General features: G+C 51.6%; 21 protein-coding genes and 6 tRNA genes. 21 read left to right on the top strand and 6 right to left on the bottom strand.

Features of this window, described 5'->3' with window-relative positions; translation table 11 throughout:
* The first annotated feature begins 405 nt into the window (after window positions 1-405).
* The 10 genes from ON16_RS11970 to ON16_RS11925 all read left to right on the top strand — a co-directional run bounded on the left by ON16_RS11970 (window position 406) and on the right by ON16_RS11925 (window position 5,069).
* Complete coding sequence (locus ON16_RS11970; RefSeq protein WP_040662771.1) at window positions 406-717, top strand: HIRAN domain-containing protein; 312 nt, start codon at window positions 406-408, stop codon at window positions 715-717.
* Window positions 718-2,997, top strand: coding sequence for an ATP-dependent helicase (locus tag ON16_RS11965; protein ID WP_040662769.1), 2,280 nt, complete (start codon window positions 718-720; stop codon window positions 2,995-2,997). It begins immediately after the preceding gene.
* Between the two features lie 210 nt (window positions 2,998-3,207).
* A complete protein-coding gene (locus ON16_RS11960; protein WP_040662767.1) occupies window positions 3,208-3,831 on the top strand; it encodes a leucine-rich repeat domain-containing protein in 624 nt (207 codons plus the stop codon).
* Between the two features lie 489 nt (window positions 3,832-4,320).
* Window positions 4,321-4,560 (top strand): helix-turn-helix domain-containing protein, encoded by a 240-nt coding sequence (locus ON16_RS11955; protein WP_040662764.1) that lies wholly within the window; start codon window positions 4,321-4,323, stop codon window positions 4,558-4,560.
* Window positions 4,561-4,593: 33 nt separating this feature from the next.
* Window positions 4,594-4,670, top strand: a tRNA-Glu gene (locus ON16_RS11950).
* Between the two features lie 6 nt (window positions 4,671-4,676).
* A tRNA-Gln gene (locus ON16_RS11945) sits at window positions 4,677-4,751 on the top strand.
* Window position 4,752: 1 nt separating this feature from the next.
* A tRNA-Cys gene (locus tag ON16_RS11940) sits at window positions 4,753-4,830 on the top strand.
* A 3-nt stretch (window positions 4,831-4,833) separates the two neighbouring features.
* Window positions 4,834-4,911 (top strand) — tRNA-Glu (locus tag ON16_RS11935).
* 3 nt (window positions 4,912-4,914) lie between these two features.
* Window positions 4,915-4,989, top strand: a tRNA-Trp gene (locus tag ON16_RS11930).
* 6 nt (window positions 4,990-4,995) lie between these two features.
* Window positions 4,996-5,069, top strand: a tRNA-Gln gene (locus tag ON16_RS11925).
* 47 nt (window positions 5,070-5,116) lie between these two features.
* Here the strand turns inward: ON16_RS11925 and ON16_RS11920 are convergent.
* Window positions 5,117-6,037: an NYN domain-containing protein gene (locus ON16_RS11920; protein ID WP_158441625.1), complete on the bottom strand. Its 921-nt coding sequence runs from the start codon at window positions 6,035-6,037 to the stop codon at window positions 5,117-5,119.
* A 197-nt stretch (window positions 6,038-6,234) separates the two neighbouring features.
* A complete protein-coding gene (locus ON16_RS11915; protein ID WP_439645734.1) occupies window positions 6,235-6,525 on the bottom strand; it encodes a helix-turn-helix domain-containing protein in 291 nt (96 codons plus the stop codon).
* 44 nt (window positions 6,526-6,569) lie between these two features.
* Between ON16_RS11915 and ON16_RS11910 the strand changes: the two genes are divergently transcribed.
* The 11 genes from ON16_RS11910 (at window position 6,570) to ON16_RS11860 (ending at window position 12,844) form a co-directional block, all read left to right on the top strand.
* A complete protein-coding gene (locus tag ON16_RS11910; protein ID WP_040662761.1) occupies window positions 6,570-6,776 on the top strand; it encodes a hypothetical protein in 207 nt (68 codons plus the stop codon).
* 57 nt (window positions 6,777-6,833) lie between these two features.
* On the top strand, window positions 6,834-7,064 hold the full coding sequence (locus ON16_RS11905; protein WP_040662758.1) for a hypothetical protein: 231 nt from the start codon (window positions 6,834-6,836) through the stop codon (window positions 7,062-7,064).
* A gap of 56 nt (window positions 7,065-7,120) precedes the next feature.
* Window positions 7,121-7,693: a CDP-alcohol phosphatidyltransferase family protein gene (locus ON16_RS11900; protein WP_081579682.1), complete on the top strand. Its 573-nt coding sequence runs from the start codon at window positions 7,121-7,123 to the stop codon at window positions 7,691-7,693.
* The gene (locus ON16_RS11895; protein ID WP_040662755.1) at window positions 7,690-8,148 is read left to right on the top strand and encodes a hypothetical protein; all 459 of its coding nucleotides are present in this window, start codon (window positions 7,690-7,692) and stop codon (window positions 8,146-8,148) included. The genes ON16_RS11900 and ON16_RS11895 overlap by 4 nt, the downstream gene beginning before the upstream one ends.
* Window positions 8,149-8,161: 13 nt before the next feature.
* Complete coding sequence (locus ON16_RS11890; protein ID WP_051131729.1) at window positions 8,162-8,701, top strand: GNAT family N-acetyltransferase; 540 nt, start codon at window positions 8,162-8,164, stop codon at window positions 8,699-8,701.
* Between the two features lie 192 nt (window positions 8,702-8,893).
* Window positions 8,894-9,361, top strand: coding sequence for a hypothetical protein (locus ON16_RS11885; protein WP_040662748.1), 468 nt, complete (start codon window positions 8,894-8,896; stop codon window positions 9,359-9,361).
* 61 nt (window positions 9,362-9,422) lie between these two features.
* Complete coding sequence (locus ON16_RS11880) at window positions 9,423-9,884, top strand: hypothetical protein (protein ID WP_040662734.1); 462 nt, start codon at window positions 9,423-9,425, stop codon at window positions 9,882-9,884.
* Window positions 9,885-10,235: 351 nt separating this feature from the next.
* Window positions 10,236-10,997: an MBL fold metallo-hydrolase gene (locus tag ON16_RS11875; protein WP_040662732.1), complete on the top strand. Its 762-nt coding sequence runs from the start codon at window positions 10,236-10,238 to the stop codon at window positions 10,995-10,997.
* Between the two features lie 33 nt (window positions 10,998-11,030).
* Entirely contained in the window at window positions 11,031-11,792 is a 762-nt protein-coding gene (locus ON16_RS11870; RefSeq protein WP_040662729.1) for an N-acetyltransferase, read from the top strand.
* A gap of 75 nt (window positions 11,793-11,867) precedes the next feature.
* Window positions 11,868-12,521 (top strand): CatA-like O-acetyltransferase, encoded by a 654-nt coding sequence (locus ON16_RS11865; RefSeq protein WP_040662726.1) that lies wholly within the window; start codon window positions 11,868-11,870, stop codon window positions 12,519-12,521.
* Between the two features lie 26 nt (window positions 12,522-12,547).
* Window positions 12,548-12,844, top strand: coding sequence for a hypothetical protein (locus tag ON16_RS11860; protein ID WP_051131728.1), 297 nt, complete (start codon window positions 12,548-12,550; stop codon window positions 12,842-12,844).
* Window positions 12,845-13,313: 469 nt separating this feature from the next.
* Here the strand turns inward: ON16_RS11860 and ON16_RS11855 are convergent, their stop codons facing one another.
* The 4 genes from ON16_RS11855 to ON16_RS11840 form a co-directional block, all read right to left on the bottom strand.
* A complete protein-coding gene (locus tag ON16_RS11855; protein ID WP_040662723.1) occupies window positions 13,314-14,147 on the bottom strand; it encodes a DUF6282 family protein in 834 nt (277 codons plus the stop codon).
* Between the two features lie 20 nt (window positions 14,148-14,167).
* The gene (locus tag ON16_RS11850) at window positions 14,168-15,421 is read right to left on the bottom strand and encodes an SLC13 family permease (protein WP_040662718.1); all 1,254 of its coding nucleotides are present in this window, start codon (window positions 15,419-15,421) and stop codon (window positions 14,168-14,170) included.
* Window positions 15,422-15,453: 32 nt separating this feature from the next.
* The gene (locus ON16_RS11845) at window positions 15,454-16,482 is read right to left on the bottom strand and encodes a hydroxyacid dehydrogenase (RefSeq protein WP_040662711.1); all 1,029 of its coding nucleotides are present in this window, start codon (window positions 16,480-16,482) and stop codon (window positions 15,454-15,456) included.
* A 98-nt stretch (window positions 16,483-16,580) separates the two neighbouring features.
* Complete coding sequence (locus ON16_RS11840; protein WP_040662708.1) at window positions 16,581-17,723, bottom strand: amidohydrolase family protein; 1,143 nt, start codon at window positions 17,721-17,723, stop codon at window positions 16,581-16,583.
* Window positions 17,724-17,743: the final 20 nt, after the last annotated feature.

Genomic DNA, 17,743 nt, shown 5'->3' with positions numbered 1-17,743 from the left:
ACTTGTGTACTTTATCTTACCATTTACACCAATGGCAAATAGAAGCAGTAAGCGCATTATGAAGACAAGATTGAGCATCGAATGGAAAAGGGAGTCGCTGTGATCACAGCGACTCCCTTTTGTAAATTTGAATGCGAGGCATCCCCTGCATGGCGAGAGGCGTGGGAAGCAATCTGTTTTGTTGTCAGATGGTGTTATCCGTTTTCCTTACCTGACACTAATAATAACATCGGGCTGCACCTTGTTTGCCAAAAGGCATCTTGACATTCTTCCTCAAAATCGGATTTTATTGCAAAGTCCTCTGACTGGGGGTATTATGGAGAAAACCGAAGTCCACAAAAATAGAAAGTTCAGAGCGAGAAAGCAACGTACTTCCGAGACGAAGCATGAAGGGAGCTGGCATCAATGGCATTTCAGTTTCACACAAAGGTCGCCGGGGTTACATTTGATAATCGTCAACGCTTGATTCGGCGTATGACAGAAGGCGAGTCCATTTCCTTGCAACGGGACCCACGCAACGAATACGATAAAAATGCTATCATGGTTATAAATAGCGCGGGAAACCAGATTGGCTTTATTTCAAAAGAACTCGCGGCAGTAATGGCCCCCAATATGGACCGAGGGATAGGGTATACAGCTGTTGTGTGCAACATCAATGCAGACATGCCGGGATGCCCTGTCGGAGTCAATCTATTGATTACACAGGAGGAAGATTAAATGCATCTTTCACCAGATCAGCAGCGCGCGGTTGACAGCCATTCAAAATACATAGCAATTATCGCAGGTGCAGGTAGCGGAAAAACGCTGGTGTTGACAGAACGCATCGCTCGTATGATAGACGATGATCCGTCTGCTGCGACCAAAATACTGGCTCTCACCTTCACTGCAAAGGCTGCCGGGGAAATGAAACGGCGCCTTAATAAGAAACTGGGTCCCGCTGCAAGCAAGTTGTCTGTAAAAACCTTTCACTCCTTTGGACTTGAAATCATAAGGTTGTACCCATATTATGCAGGGTTACAAGAAAAGTTTGAAGTCGCTGGTGGAGCGGTCAGGGCACAATATGCGAAGCAAATTATAAAGCAAAAAAAGATCAGTGGAGACCCAAAAGAAATACTTGGAAAAATCTCAGCCATAAAAGGGATGAATGGGCCTTGCCCCCCAGAGTTCGCAGGTGTTTTTTACGCATATAATGATATGCTACGGGCAGCAAATCAGATTGATATTGACGACATGATTTGGCTCCCGGTGAATATGCTTCAAACCCATGCCGATATCCGAGAAGCCCTCCATGCAAAGTTCGAACATATTCTTATTGATGAATACCAGGACACTAACGACATTCAAAATAGTCTTGTCGAATTGAGTATGTCGGAGGTTGCCTCGCTATGCATTGTTGGCGACGATGATCAGTGCATTTACGAATGGAGAGGGTCTCGACCAAACTATATCCGAGATTTTGCACAGAGAGATGACGTAGAAAAGATTGTATTGGCTGAAAACTATCGGTCACAAAAGAATGTGGTCACATTAGCCAATCAGTTTATATCACACAACCAAGTCCGTATCGAAAAGGAAATGACGGCGAAACTGCGTGCTTTGGCACCGCCTGAATTCTATCGATTGAAGGACGCATCTGATGAGGCACAGCTAATCTCCGGCATAATTGATCTGCTTTGTAAAGAGAATACTTATTCTTACAGCGATGTGGCAATCCTTGTTAGATCAAGTAAACAAGCCCCAGACATCTGTGATGCTCTTGCTGCACACGGTATTCCATACAGTCGCAGGCAGGACTCGGCAAATAACGAATTCTTATCCTTTTTCTGCGTCCTCTATTCTATTTTAAATCCAAAGAGCACAACGAATTTGTCCAAAGCCATCAATTACCCATCGACTGTGTTGGACAATTTCACGTTTATGGATTTGGCCGAGGATAATGGGTGGGATAAGTTGCCGGTGCCAGAGGTATTTAATCACCTTGCAAACGGAGATGCTTCGTGGCTGCAGCAAGCAGAATTTGCAAAGAGATTTTTGAAGCTCCGTGATCTGAGCCAGCGTGTTGCTAGGGACGAAAATACACCCGTGCTGTCAATACTGACGGAATTGTTGGAGTTCTACCGAGATCAGGGCATTCCCCAGGGTTCAAATATTCAGTGGTTGGAACAGACCATCGCCATCGCAAGTGAGTGGGAATCCAACGCAGAAAATCCCTCCTTATCTGCATTCATCGATTATGTCTCATGTGCAACAGCAAATGAGGAGGAGCTTATTGCCCCTGAAACGAAAGACAAAGTGTCTGTTATGACCTGCCATAAATCCAAGGGGCTTGAATTTCCGATAGTGTTCATACCCGGAGTTCAAGTTGGTTGTTTCCCCAATGACTTCTTCATTCAATCTGAGATGGATGTTGAGGCAGAACGGCGACTTCTGTATGTCGCAATGACACGAGCGAAAGAGCGTCTATACGTTTCGAGCTTTGAAAACCCGTATGGCAGTCCTGAAAATTGTATAGTGCGCCAGGGTTTCGTGGCTGAAATGCCGCTGTTGATGGAGTGGCGGCGAAAGCGAAGAGAGGCTCTGAAACTTGATGTGGAGCCACCAGCAGATAGCTTTCACATCAACGCAGAACCCCATTATGAAGTTAAGTGCAGACCTGAATTTATCGCAGAGAAACCAAAAGTCCCGAATGAAGAGAAACCTGTGGCAGATGCACCGAGTATTGGTACTGAAACCGCACGGCCCAATCTGGAAAACGATCCGCACCTTCGTTGGCTGGCGGAGTTCCAGTCGAAACGAGAGAAGGCTCTCCCACATGAAAGCGAACCCCCAAGGCGCGTGCTGGAAAGACCAACACCAGTATCGAATAATTCTTTTGACCGTGTGTACTATGATTACTACGACCCGGCAAAGGTACAACCCTCTCAGGTCGTGTGTTTTGATGTGTGCAGTGACTGCGGAAGAGAAAAGCATGGTTTGCCATGCATACACGATCTATAAACGCTAAGGCACTGTTTTGAGTGAAAAATAGTGGACGAGAGGCATGTAAGTGCCCAGTCTCGTCCGGGATATTGACTCATCTTACGGAAGGAATATGGACATTACCCCCCCTCCTGAAATGGTACAATCATTGTACTGATACGCCTTTCGCAAAACTCGTTTAGCGGAAATTGCAGGGGCTTTCGCACCATCACAAAACTGGAGGTCTGTATGAGTAAGTCTTGTCATCAACCAAAAGAGACAACAAACGCTGATTTCGAGATTGATGGAACCATATTGCTGAGATATCGAGGTGGCGCGCTCTCCATAACGATTCCGGAAGGAATTACAGAAATTGCTGAAGGGGCGTTTGCCTGTAATGAATCGTTATCCTATGTAGAAGCAGCAGATGGGCTACTCACAATTTGTGCGTATGCGTTTTCACATTGTACCAATTTGAAGTATGTAAAACTTCCTTCATCTGTGCAGAAGATTGGAGATTGTGCTTTTGAAGGTTGTAGCCAACTACAATGCATTGATTCTTACATGATTGAAGGCGACGAATACGAGATAGCTTCCTATTATGAGTTGGGAAAAAATTGTATTGTAATACCAATTCACACGAATGAAATTGGGCGATGTGCCTTTGAAACTTGTATTAGCATAGAGAGAGTCTGTATGCAAGAGTATATTCAAACTATTGGTGTCAAATCTTTTGCCAACTGCTCCGAATTGAAAGAAGTCTATGTGTTTGGCGATGACCCATTATACGTGCGTGAGTTTGCATTCGATAATTGTCGAACCTTGTCAAGGCCAGATTTGATGCGTTTGATGCGAAAGAAATTCATTGTTTAAAATATAGTTTTGCTCACTGCAAGCAGCTAAGAAAAATCGACTCGTATGATCCCCCATCGCTGCAAATTGACGCTGATGCATTTTACGGATGCCTCAGGGAACTTCCCTTTTGATTGGGAGCATCAAGTTATCCTCCGCAAAGCAGACGAAAATTTTAACCACAAGTTGAATGACAAATTGGGAAACCTATGGTAAGATAATTTCAGAAACCAAGAGCAAACACTTTACAGAAAGGAACGACTACCATGAAGATCCTCAACACTGCCAGCTTTTATATGAGCGAATGCCAGGCTACCTTCCAGTGGGAGTATAGCTTTAGCGAAGCACGCTCATATCAAGGCAGGCAGAAGCGATGGATCGGCATGAGGCCCTGACGATACAATCAGGTGCGATCCTCTCTGAATTAGAAAGCCGCTTGTCTTGATATAAGGCAAGCGGCTTTTTCACGCCCCAAATAGGCGGAATCTAATTGGAGAGGAGGTGTTTGGTATGGTATCCATTCCGACGATCGACCTGAAAATGACAGGACATAATATTGCGAAACTGCGCAAGGCAGCGGGGTTATCTGTTCACGACCTGCAAATGGCGTTCGGGTTCAATTCTCCGCAAGCCATCTACAAATGGCAGAATGGAACTGCACTCCCCACGGTCGATAATCTTATTGCGCTGGCAGCCCTGCTGCATGTGCGAATTGATGATATTTTGGTGACGGATCATGCCGTAGCCTGAACTATATGCAGGGAGTTCATCTCCCTGCAACACGGCCCACTCGTCTAAAAGGTTAGGACACAGCCCTTTCACGGCTGCAATGACCGGTTCAAGTCCGGCGTGGGTCTCCACAATGTTGGGATATGGCCAAGTGGTCAAGGCTCCGGCCTTTGACGCCGGCATCGTTGGTTCGAGTCCAACTATCTCAGCCATGATGCGGTACTCAAGTGGTTTAAGAGGACAGCCTGCAAAGCTGTTAGTTCGCCGGTCCGAATCCGGCCCGCATCTCCAAATGGTGCCTTCGTCTAATTGGTTTAGGACGCCAGCCTCTCAAGCTGGAAATTGCGGGTTCGAGCCCCGCAGGCATCACCACATGGGGGTATAGCTCAACTGGTAGAGCAGCGGTCTCCAAAACCGCAGGCGGGTGTTCAAGTCGCTCTGCCCCCGCCACATAATGGGATGTAGCCAAGCGGTTAGGCACCGGTCTCTGACACCGACATTCGTTGGTTCGAATCCAACCTGGCCCACCAAGTACAGAAACGGGAGATGGCACTGCCATCTCCCATTTTGCTTTTGATCAGACAGGTCCAAGCTGCACACAGACATTGCCATCTTTATCAATGTTCAAGCGCATTGGTTTGATGTATCGCTCGTAGAACTGCTTCTTTTCCCCAGTACTCATATTCGCTCTTGTCAGGCGATAGGATTCATCAAGAATATCGTTGATATTGAATTGAACTGCCTCATCAAGACTCCGTTTTACTTCTGACAGGACGGCTTGTACCTTGATATCATTGCTATTGCCCGTGCAGAAGTCATCTGTATAGCAATATGTGATTCCTGCATCTTCCATGGCTTTCTTAATTGTTGGACTGCATTTTTCTTCTTCCACAAGTACAAGAAAATGGGCCTCTGGCATTGCGGAGATCAGTCCCCAGTAGTCAGAATCGCTGGAAGCCAGTATGAAGGAATCTGTGTTGTTTTGGAAGAATTCTCTGCAGGTGCCGGTTGTCAGTCGAATATCGACAAGGGACTTGTTCTCTTTGATTCGCTCTATCATATTATGCTCGATTGGAATCTGCGTGAATTTCTCAAGAACCTTCCATGCTGTAGTTGCATGGACATCATTATAGAGGATGATTTTCACAATCTTGCCCAGTAGTGCTGCCTGATCCAAATTGTTGAGTGTGGCGTAGAGCTTATATGGATCGGCATTCTCGCAATCAACCACTACAGCAGTCCGACTACTCCGTTCCAGGAAATCATAGATACCCTCTTTGGCGAGCAGACCTGCATCAGATACCTTGCTGATATCAGTAAAGTAATCCTCGTGGTACTCATAGAGTAGCGTGACGAATTTTTTATCATTGTAGAGGATATTGCCCGCATCAGGAGTTGCTGACCAATTCATGTAGACCTGGTACGGATAGGCGCTTTTATGGGCGTAGTACTCTGCAGCAGCGGTTTTGGCACCTTGCTCCGTGTTACCGCCAGGCATAATGAAAAGAGGCCGTATGTACTCCCATTTAAGCCAGATGGGGAATATGCTTTTACAGTTGTTGATTCGATTTGAGATATGCCCATTGATATCGATAATATAACCGGCTGTCCGACATTTGAGATCACAGATGAGCTGAAGGCTTTTGCACATGATTGCAATAAAGACAGCGGCATGGGGATTCCATGCCGCTGCAATTACGTCTGATACGGAAACCGGTCATTGCTGACGCCGAGAATGTAATCGATGCTTGTTTTATAATAGTTTGCCAGTTTGATCAAAACCTGCGTCGGAATATCGTTTTCTCCAGTTTTATATTTGGAATAACCGGTTTGCGACATTCCCGGAATCTGTGCAAGCTGCGTCTGGTTGAGATCCGCGTCTTCGCGTAAATCTCGCAATCTGTTGCCCACCAGAATCACCTCCGAGGCGTATTTTTGCGGCATTGGCTGCTGGCGGGGTTCGGCGTCGTATTCGCCGTTGGACATATCTACATCATTTGGTGCAATAATAAGCGGGAGGGGGCGGACAAATGAGCAAATATGAGCCGCTTTGGAAGGCAATCGGTCAACGCACAGAGGACGGATTCACGCTGACCTTCGCCGAGATCGAGGCCGTCCTTGGATTTTCCATCGATCACGGCTTTCTAAACTTCAAAAAGGAGCTGCCCGCCTACGGCTACGAGGTCGGCAAGATTTCCATGAAAGCGCAGACGGTAGCGTTCAAGCACTGCGTTTGACAAGCTCCGGCGTTTCTGTTATCATCAGCTTCACTCATCTTTGAAAGGAGAATCACGATGGAAAAATTTATCCCCTTCGAAAAGCTCTCCAAGAAGGAGCAGCAAAAACAAAACGCCGCCCGGCGCGGCAGCTGGTACGGGCTGAATCCTGTGACCCGCAAACCAGAAAACTCAAAAGCCTACAACAGACGAAAGGCACGGAAGTGGAGTGATGATTCCACGACCGTGTCTTTTTCTATCCCCAGAGGAAGGATTTTAATGATTACGCATCTTTTTTCTTGCCGCTGACGCGGCAATCAAAAAATATGACCAATCTAACACCGCTGTGTTAGAATATAGAAAAAGTGTGGGGAGGTCTTCTTATTAAACAACTTGCTAATTTAATCACCTCCACGCGGTTTCTGCTCGCCGCCGGGATGGTGCTGACCGCCCCGTTTTCCGCCGCATTCTGGGCCTGCTATTTAGGCGGCGGGGTCAGCGATCTGTTGGACGGCCCCATTGCCCGCAGGCTGAACATACAAAGCACCGCCGGGGCAAAGCTGGACAGCGCTGCTGACCTTGCCTTTGCGGCGGCGATCTCAGTGGCTGCCGTGCGGAGCGTCCCGCTTCCCATATGGATCTGGGTCTGTGCGGCGTGTATTACGGCCGTCCGGCTTGCAGGCCATAGCATCGGTTTTGCGAAATACCGCACCTTTTCCGCCCTGCATACTTACGCGAACAAGGCGACAGGTGCGCTGATCTTTGCGTCTCCGCTTTTGTATGCGGCTCTTGGGCTGACGGGGTCGGGCATTGTCCTGTGCGCGGCGGCGCTCTTCTCGTCTGTGGAGGAGCTTGTGATCACCGTCAGCGCTCCTACGCTGAACCGGGACTGCAAAGGAATCTATCAAATGAAACACCATGGGGAGGCAAGAATATGAATGAGCGTGAAGAACTGTTGGCGCGTCTGACCGACAGGGACACCAAAGCCGCCTGCGCCTATGCGGATGCTGTTGTGGCGGAGAGCCAGGAGAGCGACCGGTATTCTCCGTATCTGGACGATCTCACCGCGCTGCTGCGCCATAAAAACTCGTTGGTGCGAAACCGGGCAATCAGCATTCTTGCCGCCAATGCTCGCTGGGATTCCAAAAACCGCTATGACGCCCTGATGGACGAGTTTCTTTCCCATGTGACGGATGAAAAGCCCATCACTGCCCGGCGGTGTGTTCAGGCGCTGTGGTCGATTTCGGCTGCAAAGCCGAATCTGATCCCCCGCATCCGGTCGGCGCTGGAGAGCGCCGACCTCACCAGATATCGGGACAGTATGCAGCCGTTGATTCTGAAAGACATTTTGAATGTTTTGCAGGAGATTGCAGAGCTGGAAAAGGGAATTTAAGGAGCGTGCGAGGATGGAAATTCGGGAACTTGCGAAAGAGGAATGCGGCGCGGTGCTGGAGCTGGCGTGGGAAGTCTTTCAGGCGTTTGAAGTGCCGGACTACACATCGCAAGGTGCCGAGACGTTTTACGCCTCCAGCCACGATGCGGACTATCTTGCGAGGCTCCGCATTTACGGCACGTTTGAGGGCGACACGCTCATTGGCGTTTTGGCTACCCGCAGCGGTGGCGCGCATATCGCACTATTCTTTGTGCGCGGTGCGTACCATCGGAAGGGCATTGGCAGACAGCTTTTTCTCCGCGCCTGCCGGGACAATCCCACCGGGCAGATGACGGTGAATTCCTCGCCTTACGCAGTGGAGGTTTACCGGCATCTGGGCTTTTGCGAAACAGCCGCGGAGCAGACCGCAGACGGTATCCGCTATACGCCCATGTGTTGTGTGATGCATTGCGAAGATTGTCCTTGCAAGCGCACACGCTGTCCGCGTCATGGTGACTGTACTGCCTGTCGGGAACATCATGCAGGTAAGCGAAACCCGGTTTTCTGCCAGTAAACTAATCTCAAGGAAAAGCGGGTGCGCCGCAAACAAGAGCGCGGCGCGGATGAATGCACATCCTGAATTAACTGAGCAGGTATGTACCGAGAGAGGCAGAATGTCATTTGGAGTCCGGAAGGAATACATGAAATTTTATCTGCCGAGTAGATAAAAAACACTTAAATTGAAACATGACAGGAAGTGAATCATATGCCTCAGATGAATAAAGGCGGAAAATTTATATTCGGCAAGTCGCTTGTTCGGGAGGAAGGAAGCATTTTTCTCCCTCCGCTGGCTGTTCAGGAATACGATATCACCTGCGAGCGGCGCGTATATCTCTTTACCGGCAGCAAATCAACGGGCGGCTTCTGCGTGACCCGAAAATGCCTGCTGCTGCCATCGAAGTTGGGACACATTCTGACGGAAAATCCGGAATTGATGGATTACACGCTGCCAGAGGGCAAATTTGTGCGGTATAAGGGCCGCTCCTATTGCTGGAAAAGCATATCGGAGGAGGGCGTGATCTGCCTGTTGTTGCAAGAGCTTCGCTTTTTGAACCTTGAAGCGGGTATGACGCTGCTGTCAATTCGCTCCAGTGACATCGCGTTTACGATGGGGGCAAAAGGGCAGCTGTTGGAGCGCGAGAAAAACTGCGTTGAAAAAATAGAGATCTACTGAATTGCCAATTTTTCATCGGCTGCAAAACTGTCGATTATAAAAACAGAGAGGAAAGACGGTTATGGAAAACGAAACCTTTGACCGGGCATTTTTTGAGACCTTGGAACGGAGCATGGAAACGCTGCCCCGGACGGAGCGTGAAAAGCTGTACCGCCCCTGCGCCGAAAGCTGTGTGCAAAACTATGTGCTGGGCGAGATGCAGCGGCAGTTCGACGAGTGCGGCGGCGACCTTGACCGGCAGTATGAAAAATACGGCAGATCGGATTATTTCTTTGCGGATATTTTGGAGCGCGGTCGTGTGTATGAACTGGGGTATCCCCGCTGCCTCTGTCCGCTGGTGGCGGACGGCTTTGCCTGCCCCGCAGGGCATTGCGAATGCTCCCGCCAGAGTATCCTTTATGTCCTCGAGACATTGCTGCCGGGTAGAGGGCTTCAGGTGGAATTGCTGCATACGGTTCTGACCGGAGCGGAGGAGTGCCGTTTCCGCGTGACGGTTGGCGAAAAGCAATGTGTCCAAATGTGAGCGGTGCAAAGCTTAATCTTCCATTGATTATGAGCACTTTGTGGCAGCTCACAGAGCCGAAAAAAGAGAATTCAATATGAGTAAATAATGGGAAGGACAACCATTCTGTTTGACTTTAAGAAGGAACACAGGAAATTTATCTGCCGAAAAACAAGTGGGCGATCATGACCGTGCCAATTGTGTGGCGTATCCAAGATGAGGAGCAAACCCTCGCCGACGGCCTCCCCGGCTATCGGGCGCAGATGGACAAGATTAGGTATCGGCTGTTTCCGCTGATCTGGTAGCGCACCGACACGGGAGCAGGAGCTTTACTTTAGATGGAATACCTGAAAACAGAAAGGATTTAATATAATGAAACCGTGGTTTACCATTGACCAAATTGATGAGAAAACACACATCATCAGCGAATACCGCCACTGGGAGGAGACCCACTGCTATCTTCTCGAGGGAAATGACCGGGCGCTGCTGATCGATACAGGGCTTGGCATCTGTGATATTTCCGAGGAAGTGAAAACGCTGACGGACAAGCCTGTGACGGCGGTGGCTACGCATATTCATTGGGACCACATCGGCGGTCATCGTTACTACTCCGACTTCTATGCCCACGAGGCGGAACTTAACTGGCTCGCCGGGGAGTTTCCTCTGAACATGCAGACGATTCGCGGTATGGTCGTTGACCGCTGCGAACTGCCGCAGGGTTACGACGTCGGTACCTATCAGTTCTTTCAGGGAACACCGACGCGAGTGCTGCACGACGGCGACGTCATCGACCTTGGCGGGCGTGAAATCACTGCGCTCCACACGCCGGGGCACTCCCCGGGGCACATGTGCTTCTGGGAGGCGGCGACAGGGTACCTGTTCACCGGCGATCTGGTCTACAAGGATACGCTCTTTGCCTACTATCCATCCACCGACCCGCAGGCGTATCTTAAAAGTCTTGAAAGAATTGCGGCGTTGCCGGTGCGGCGAGTCTTTCCGGCGCATCACACGCTGGACATTCAGCCCGAGATCCTTGCGCGCATGCGGGACGCCTTCCGCGCGCTTGACGCCGAGGGCAAGCTTCATCACGGCAGCGGGACTTTTGACTACGGCGACTGGGCCGTCTGGCTGTAAGCAAACTCAATTCATCGTAAGGGGGGAGCAACCATGGAACTGATTCAAATCACCAAAGAAAACCTTGTACAAGAGCACATCTGCTGTGCCATTTCCAATGAGAAAGACCCGCAGGTATCGTCCAAAAAGGCGTGGCTGAGCGACCGGCTGGACGACGGCCTCGTCTTTTTGAAGGGCGATGTCCGGGGGAAGTGCTTCATTGAGTACCTCCCGGCGGAAAAGGCGTGGGCGCCCATTCGCGCGGACGGGTATATGTACATCGACTGCCTGTGGGTGTCGGGGCAGTTCAAGGGCCACGGCTACTCCAATCTTCTGCTGGACGAATGCATCCGGGACAGTCGGGCAAAGGGAAAAAAGGGGCTTGTGATCCTGTCATCGCCGAAGAAGCTGGGCTTTCTCGCCGACCCGAAATATCTCAAGCACAAGGGCTTTGAGGCAGTGGATTCCGCGCCGCCCTATTTTGAGCTGCTGGCGTTGCCCTTTGAAGCGGACGGGGAAAAGCCGTCCTTCCGCCCGCAGGTGAGGGAGCCGCAGCACACGGAAATGCCCGCGGGGTTTGCGCTCTATTACACCAGCCAATGCCCCTTTACGGCCAAGTATGTTCCGCTTTTAGAGCAGGCGGCTAAGGCAAGAAATGTGCCGCTTCAGGCGATTCATATCGAAACCACGGAGCAGGCGCAGAGAGCGCCGTCGTCGTTCACCACCTTCTCGCTATACTACAACGGCGCTTTTCTGACCCACGAGATCCAGTCGGAAAAGAAATTTGAGAAGATCATGGACAGCCTGAATCTGTAAACACGGGCTCTACGGAGCGTTGATTGGCATTGCGTCCTTTGCGTGGTATGGTACCGGTGAAGGAGTTGATGCAGTGTGTTGTTTACACCGATTGATCTGCAAAGCTGGCCGAGAGGACAACTATTTTACTATTTTTCCAAAATGGCTCCCACGGGCTATTCCATGACGGTGAATGTGGATGTGACCGAACTGCGCCGGGCCACAAAAGAAGCCGAGATCAAATTTTTCCCGATCTACCTGTGGCTGGTTACCAAAAATCTCAATCAGCAGAAGGAATTCAAGGTGGCGGAGTGCGACGGCGTGCTGGGGTATTACGATGCCCTGACGCCGTTGTATGCATCTTTTCACGAGGATGACCATACTTTTTCCCTGATGTGGACGGAGTATCAGGAGCGATTTTTAGACTTTTACGGGTTGTACCTCGCAAATCAGAAGCAGTTCGGCAATGCACACGGCGTGCTCTGCCAGCCGCAGACGCCGCCTCCGGCCAACGCCTATACGGTTTCCTGCATCCCTTGGATGCAGTTTCAGCATTTTGCGGTTCACAGCTACGAGAACAAACCCTACTACTTTCCTTCGGTGGAGGCCGGAAAATTTTTTGAGCGGGACGGGCGGACATTCATGCCCCTGTCGCTGACCTGTCATCATGCCACCACGGACGGCTGGCATGTGAATCGGTTTTTAGAAGATCTCAAGACGGATATCATGGCGTTTGCACAGTACCTGTAAGAAAGCATAAAAGCAGGAGGTTCACCATGGCAATGTGGAATCCGTGGCGAGGCTGCCATAAATACAGCGAAGACTGGCGATTTTGCTACATCCACAAGGGGGATGCCCTGCGGGGTGTGGACACCGATGTGGTAACGAAAACCGACGGTTTCTGCGCGTCCGTTGAGCAATACCAGCGGGGCGAAAAGGAGGGAGAATACAAGATGAAGAGCGGCGAAATGGTCTATCTCAGCTTTTCTTCGGATTTCCTGCTGCCTGATGCAGACCAATGGCGCGGCGAGTCTGCCGCAATGCCAGACCGCTGGACTATGCGTGATTTCTGAACATTCGGGAGCAATGCCTGTAGCAGTGCGTAAAATTTGAATTTTGCCAGTGCGGCAGCAATTTCATAAAGGACGGAAAGCTGTATCAGCTCAATGCCCGCCAGATGATGTCACAGGCAAGAAAAGCGAACATCAATACATGACCGGGAGACGGCCTGCGGCGGAATAAATGCACCCTGAAAGCCTAAATCTTCATCATTTCCAGCAATAATTATAAGTATAGCTAAAATGTTTTCTGACGATCTTTAAGATTAGCAGGCTTATCGAGTTAGTTCACGCCCAAGGTTTTAATTTGCTGCGCTGTGTCTTGTTGATACATTTAGAGAAATGAGCCTAAGCGGATGCTTTTTAGCGCATTACTGTATGATAAAGCAAATAAAGCTCGATTCTTTTATTAATATTAAAAAAATGGGAATCGGGCAGTCCTTTTTGGACTGCCCGATTAACTGCAGATATTCCTCGGATGGCATCAGCGGAGAAGCCGGGACGGATTGTCACGGGTCATAACGCGCCACTCGTCCAATGTGAATCCTTGACGCAGCAGCAGCGTACCGTATTGGGTCATGCCCTCATCGACATACGGGGAATCCGGCTGGCCAAAATCTGTGGTAAGCAGGACGTTTTCACAGCCCACAGCCCGAATCTGCCGGGTGATTTCCCCAATGGGCGTCCGATCGTAATAGGTGGTAAAAAAGCTGTGTTCTACCAAAGCGCCCAGCGCCACAGCCTGACGCTGCTGTTCCACAGAATAGGCGTTGGCAGGGTTGTCCGCATGAGTCAGTACCATCTGCAGTTCCCGGTCAGCACCCGCCTTCACCAAAGCCATGCCCTCCTCCGTGCCGATATGGCCGGTAGCTATCACCATGCGGTTCTCCGCGGCGGCGTCCAGTACCTCCAACGCGGCGGGCAGCAGTCGCCCGTCCTCGCCGCACACGGCGAGATAGTCGGACAAATCCGCCTCCGGCTCGCTTGAGTGGCGGTAGCACTGGAAGGCTCGTGCCTCCAGCGTGGGGAACCAGACGAATTTTCCGCCCAGTTGCCCGCAGCGTTCCACCGCATGAGGGTTGAGCCCTCCGACCGCGCGGTTGAGCGCAATCCCTCCGGCAATTCGCAGCGTCGGAAATTGAGCTTGCAGAAGTGCTGCCCGAGCCGCGGTTTCGGCAAAGTGGCATTTGATGCAGCAGCCCGCCATGCCCGCATCCGTCAAGCGGCAGGCCAACTCGAGATCGTCGCATTTTCTGGGGACTACGTCCGGCGCGGCGTGGACATGAAGGTCATAGATGCCGCGCAGCAGCTTGTTCATGATGCACCTCGTTTCTGAGTTTAGTAGGGCAGAAAGACGGGAATCAGCACCACGACCACAAGGTAAGTAATCAGCAGCATGGGCAGCCCTATTTTAACAAAGTCGGCAAAGCGATAGCGGGTCCAGCCCACCGTCATCATGTTCTGAGGCGCGGCGAACGGTGTTGCATAGGAGGCCGCGCCGGCCAGCGTAATCACCATTGCGACCGGATAAGGACTCACGCCGATGGCCTCGGCAATGGAACAGCCGATGGGCAGGAACAGCGTAATGGTAGGAATGTTGGACATGAACTGGGTCAAAATGGCGGCGGCAAAGAAGATCACGGTGGTGATCAGAAAGGTGCTGGGCTCATTGCCCAGCAGCCGCAGGATCAACTCCGCCACGGCGTCTCCCGCGCCGCTGTTTTTAAAGCCCGTGGAGATGGCAGTAAGGGAGCCTACCAACAGCATACAGTTCCAGTCGATGGCGTGGATGGCTTCCTGCAACGACATACACCGGGTGGCGACCACCACCAGCGCGCCCGCCACGGCGGCGACGTGCATCGGTACAGCGGCGGGAGCCGCCGCAATAACAACCAGCACGCACAGCAGCGTGATGCAGGCGATGGCGGCCTTTTTCTTATCCAGCACTTTTTTCTCGGCCTTGGCAAATTCGGGAATATAACCGGTATCCGGAATCATTTTAGAGCCAATGAAGGTAAAATACAGCGTACCCAAAATACAAACGCCGATGCCGAAAGGCGTGATGCTGAAAAAGCCGAAGGACTCATAGCCCAGCTCTGCCATCACGCTGGCGGAGGTAGCGTTGGAGCCGACACCAACCAAGGTCACGAAGCCGCCGAACTGTGCGCCGAACAGCAGCGCCAGCAGCGCCTTGCACGGGGCAACCCCGGCAGAAATGCACATGGCGGTGACCAGCGGGGCCATGGCCGTCATGACCCCGATGTTGCTGCACACTGCGCTGAGCAGGCAGGAGACGATGAGTGTGGCAAGGAGAATATTGCGCTCGCTTTTTCCTGTAACACGCACCATCTTTTCACCGATGATATTGGTGATGCCGGTGTGAAACAGGGAAGAGCCGATGACCATCATACCTGCCAGCAGAACGATGGTGGTGCTGTTGTAGCCGGAAAAAATATCACCGACTTCGATCAGCCCGGTGTAAGCGTAGGCTATGGAGGCGCCGATGGCGGTGACGACGATGGGAACCGGCTCCCAAATAAACAGAGCGATGGTAATCGCCAAAATGATTAAGGCGACAGCGATAGGACTCATCAAGAGTTCTCCTTTCTATTTCTAAAAACGCCTTAATAGTCGAACAGCCCCGCCGGTATCCGATTTGGTTTCTTTGTATCAGTATACGTGGGAGCAGTGGCATAGTCAATGTCGTGAATGGGCCACGTGGGTGTTTTGCCCTCATAGACTTCCTGAACGCCTAAGGCCGCGAAGTAGGAGGCACGGTGCGCGGCCTCGGAGGTGTTGCCGCCAATATGGGGGTAGATGATGACATTGTTCAATGTCAACAGCGGGTTGGCAGGGTCCACCGGTTCCTTACGGATAGCGTCCAGTCCCGCCCCGGCGATCACGCCGTTTTTGCAGGCTGCGTAGAGATCTTCCTCTACCACCAGACCGCCCCGGGCCGTGTTGATGAGGAAGGCGGTGGGCTTCATCATGGCAAGCCGCTCCCGATTCACCAGATCGTGGGTAACCGGGGTGTTGGGCGCGTGGAGGGAGACATAGTCGCTTTCTGTGAAAATGCGGTCCAGATCCCGTACCACCTCTACCCCATCGGGAAAATCGGCGGCGGGCCTGAAGGGATCGTACGCCAACACATTCATGTTCATTGCCAGCGCCCGGACAGCCAGTCGGCTGCCGATGTTTCCACAACCCACGATACCCAGCGTTTTGCCTCCAATCGTGTTTTTACGGAGCTTCAACTTTGCCTCGTAGTAGGCGTTCACCCAGGTTTTGCGCAGGGCGATGACGTTGCGGCTGCACTCCAAGATCAGCAGCAGCGCGGTTTCCGCAACGGATGCGCTGTTCGCTACCGGCGCGTACAGCGTCTGCACACCATTGTCGTGACAGGCTTTTACGTCCAGTGCGTCAAACCCGGCGCCGTGACGCACAACGACTTTCAAGTTGGGGTTGGTCTCGATAACCTGCCGCGTGATGGGGGTAATACGGACGATCATGGCGTCCGGCTGATGCTCTTTCATATCCGCCAAAACATCCGCAGTTTCAAACCCGCGTCCGTCGATGATTGTGTGGCCCGCGTCCTCCAAAAGCTGGCGGCCCTCCGCCATAATTTCCTGTGGGAGAAGGATTTTCCATGCCATAGTCAGTTCTCCTTTAATTAAATTTCGTTATTGGTTTTTATTTTTGCCGAAGAAGAAACCACAGTTTCCTGTGGTTTTTTCCCGCCAATATATTGTACTTAGAAAAGAAGGCTGCGATATACCATCTCGCCGTTTTTCACGGTCAGCATCGGCTGATACAGCATGCTGCCAATATGCAGGCATTGCCCGGTTACGCCGTCGGGGCGATCTCCAAAGGCATTTTCCTGCAAGACCGGCTTGAATATCGCAATATCTGCCGCATGCCCCACCGTCAGCGATCCGATTTGCTCCAACCGCGCCAGCTGGCGGGCGGGAGCCGCCGTACACCGTTCAATCACCGCTTCAATGGGGATGCCCAGCGCAGCATATTTTGAAATCTGCATGGCAAGATTGAAGGACGTGGGCCGCAGATGCATACTCAGCTGCGTCAGATCGGTGGCAATCATATCCGGATAGAATCCATCTTGAATGGCGGCCTTTGCTACCGGAAGCCCAAAGTGCATCCGCGCATCCGCCGCCTCAAACAGCACGCCCCGCTCCCGCGCCCGCAGCGCGGCCGGGATAACACGTCCGTTTTCCACCAAGGCAGGGCCTTGATTCATGTACATATGAGTGAGAATGTCCCCCGGCCGGAGCAAATCCAGCAGCTCGCTCAATTCGCCGGGGGGGTCAGTGCAATGCACCATGAGATGTGTGTCCAATTTTTCCGCTAATTTTACGGCGGACCGCAGCGGCGCATACCCCAGTTCTTTGACGATGGAGTGGCTGGTGCGCAGCTTCAGCCCCACCAGTTCGTCGGGATATTGGCTGAGGCAGTCACGTATCCGGCCTTCGTCCCAGCAGCGGGGGTCTACATTTTCCAAAACGGGCAGGGAGTCCAAGCCTGTGGTGCAGACGTTCAGATAAGCCAAAATCTTCAGTTTAGACAATTGCACAAATGGGCGTTTGCTCGCATAGGTCGCCCAGCCGGTGCTTCCCGCGTCCACCGCGGTGGTGACACCGGAGGCAAAGCATACAGCCTCCCCCGGAATGCCGATCTTAGCCAGCGGGTACAGGTGGGCGTGGTGATCAATGAGGCCGGGGGTTACGATACAGCCCGTGGCGTCAATCACAACGTCGCCGGGGTTTGGAAGATCGGCAGAGCCGACGCGGACGATGCTCCCGCCCTCCACGGCGACGTCCGTAACGCAGTCCACCCGGTTCAAGGGGTCCAGTACCCGGCCGTTTTTGATAATCAGCATAAATACTCCTTCCGCAAACG

The organism is Oscillibacter ruminantium GH1 (assembly GCF_000307265.1).
Classification (GTDB): Bacteria; Bacillota; Clostridia; order Oscillospirales; family Oscillospiraceae; genus Oscillibacter; species Oscillibacter ruminantium.
This window is presented reverse-complemented; position numbering and strand designations above follow the sequence as displayed.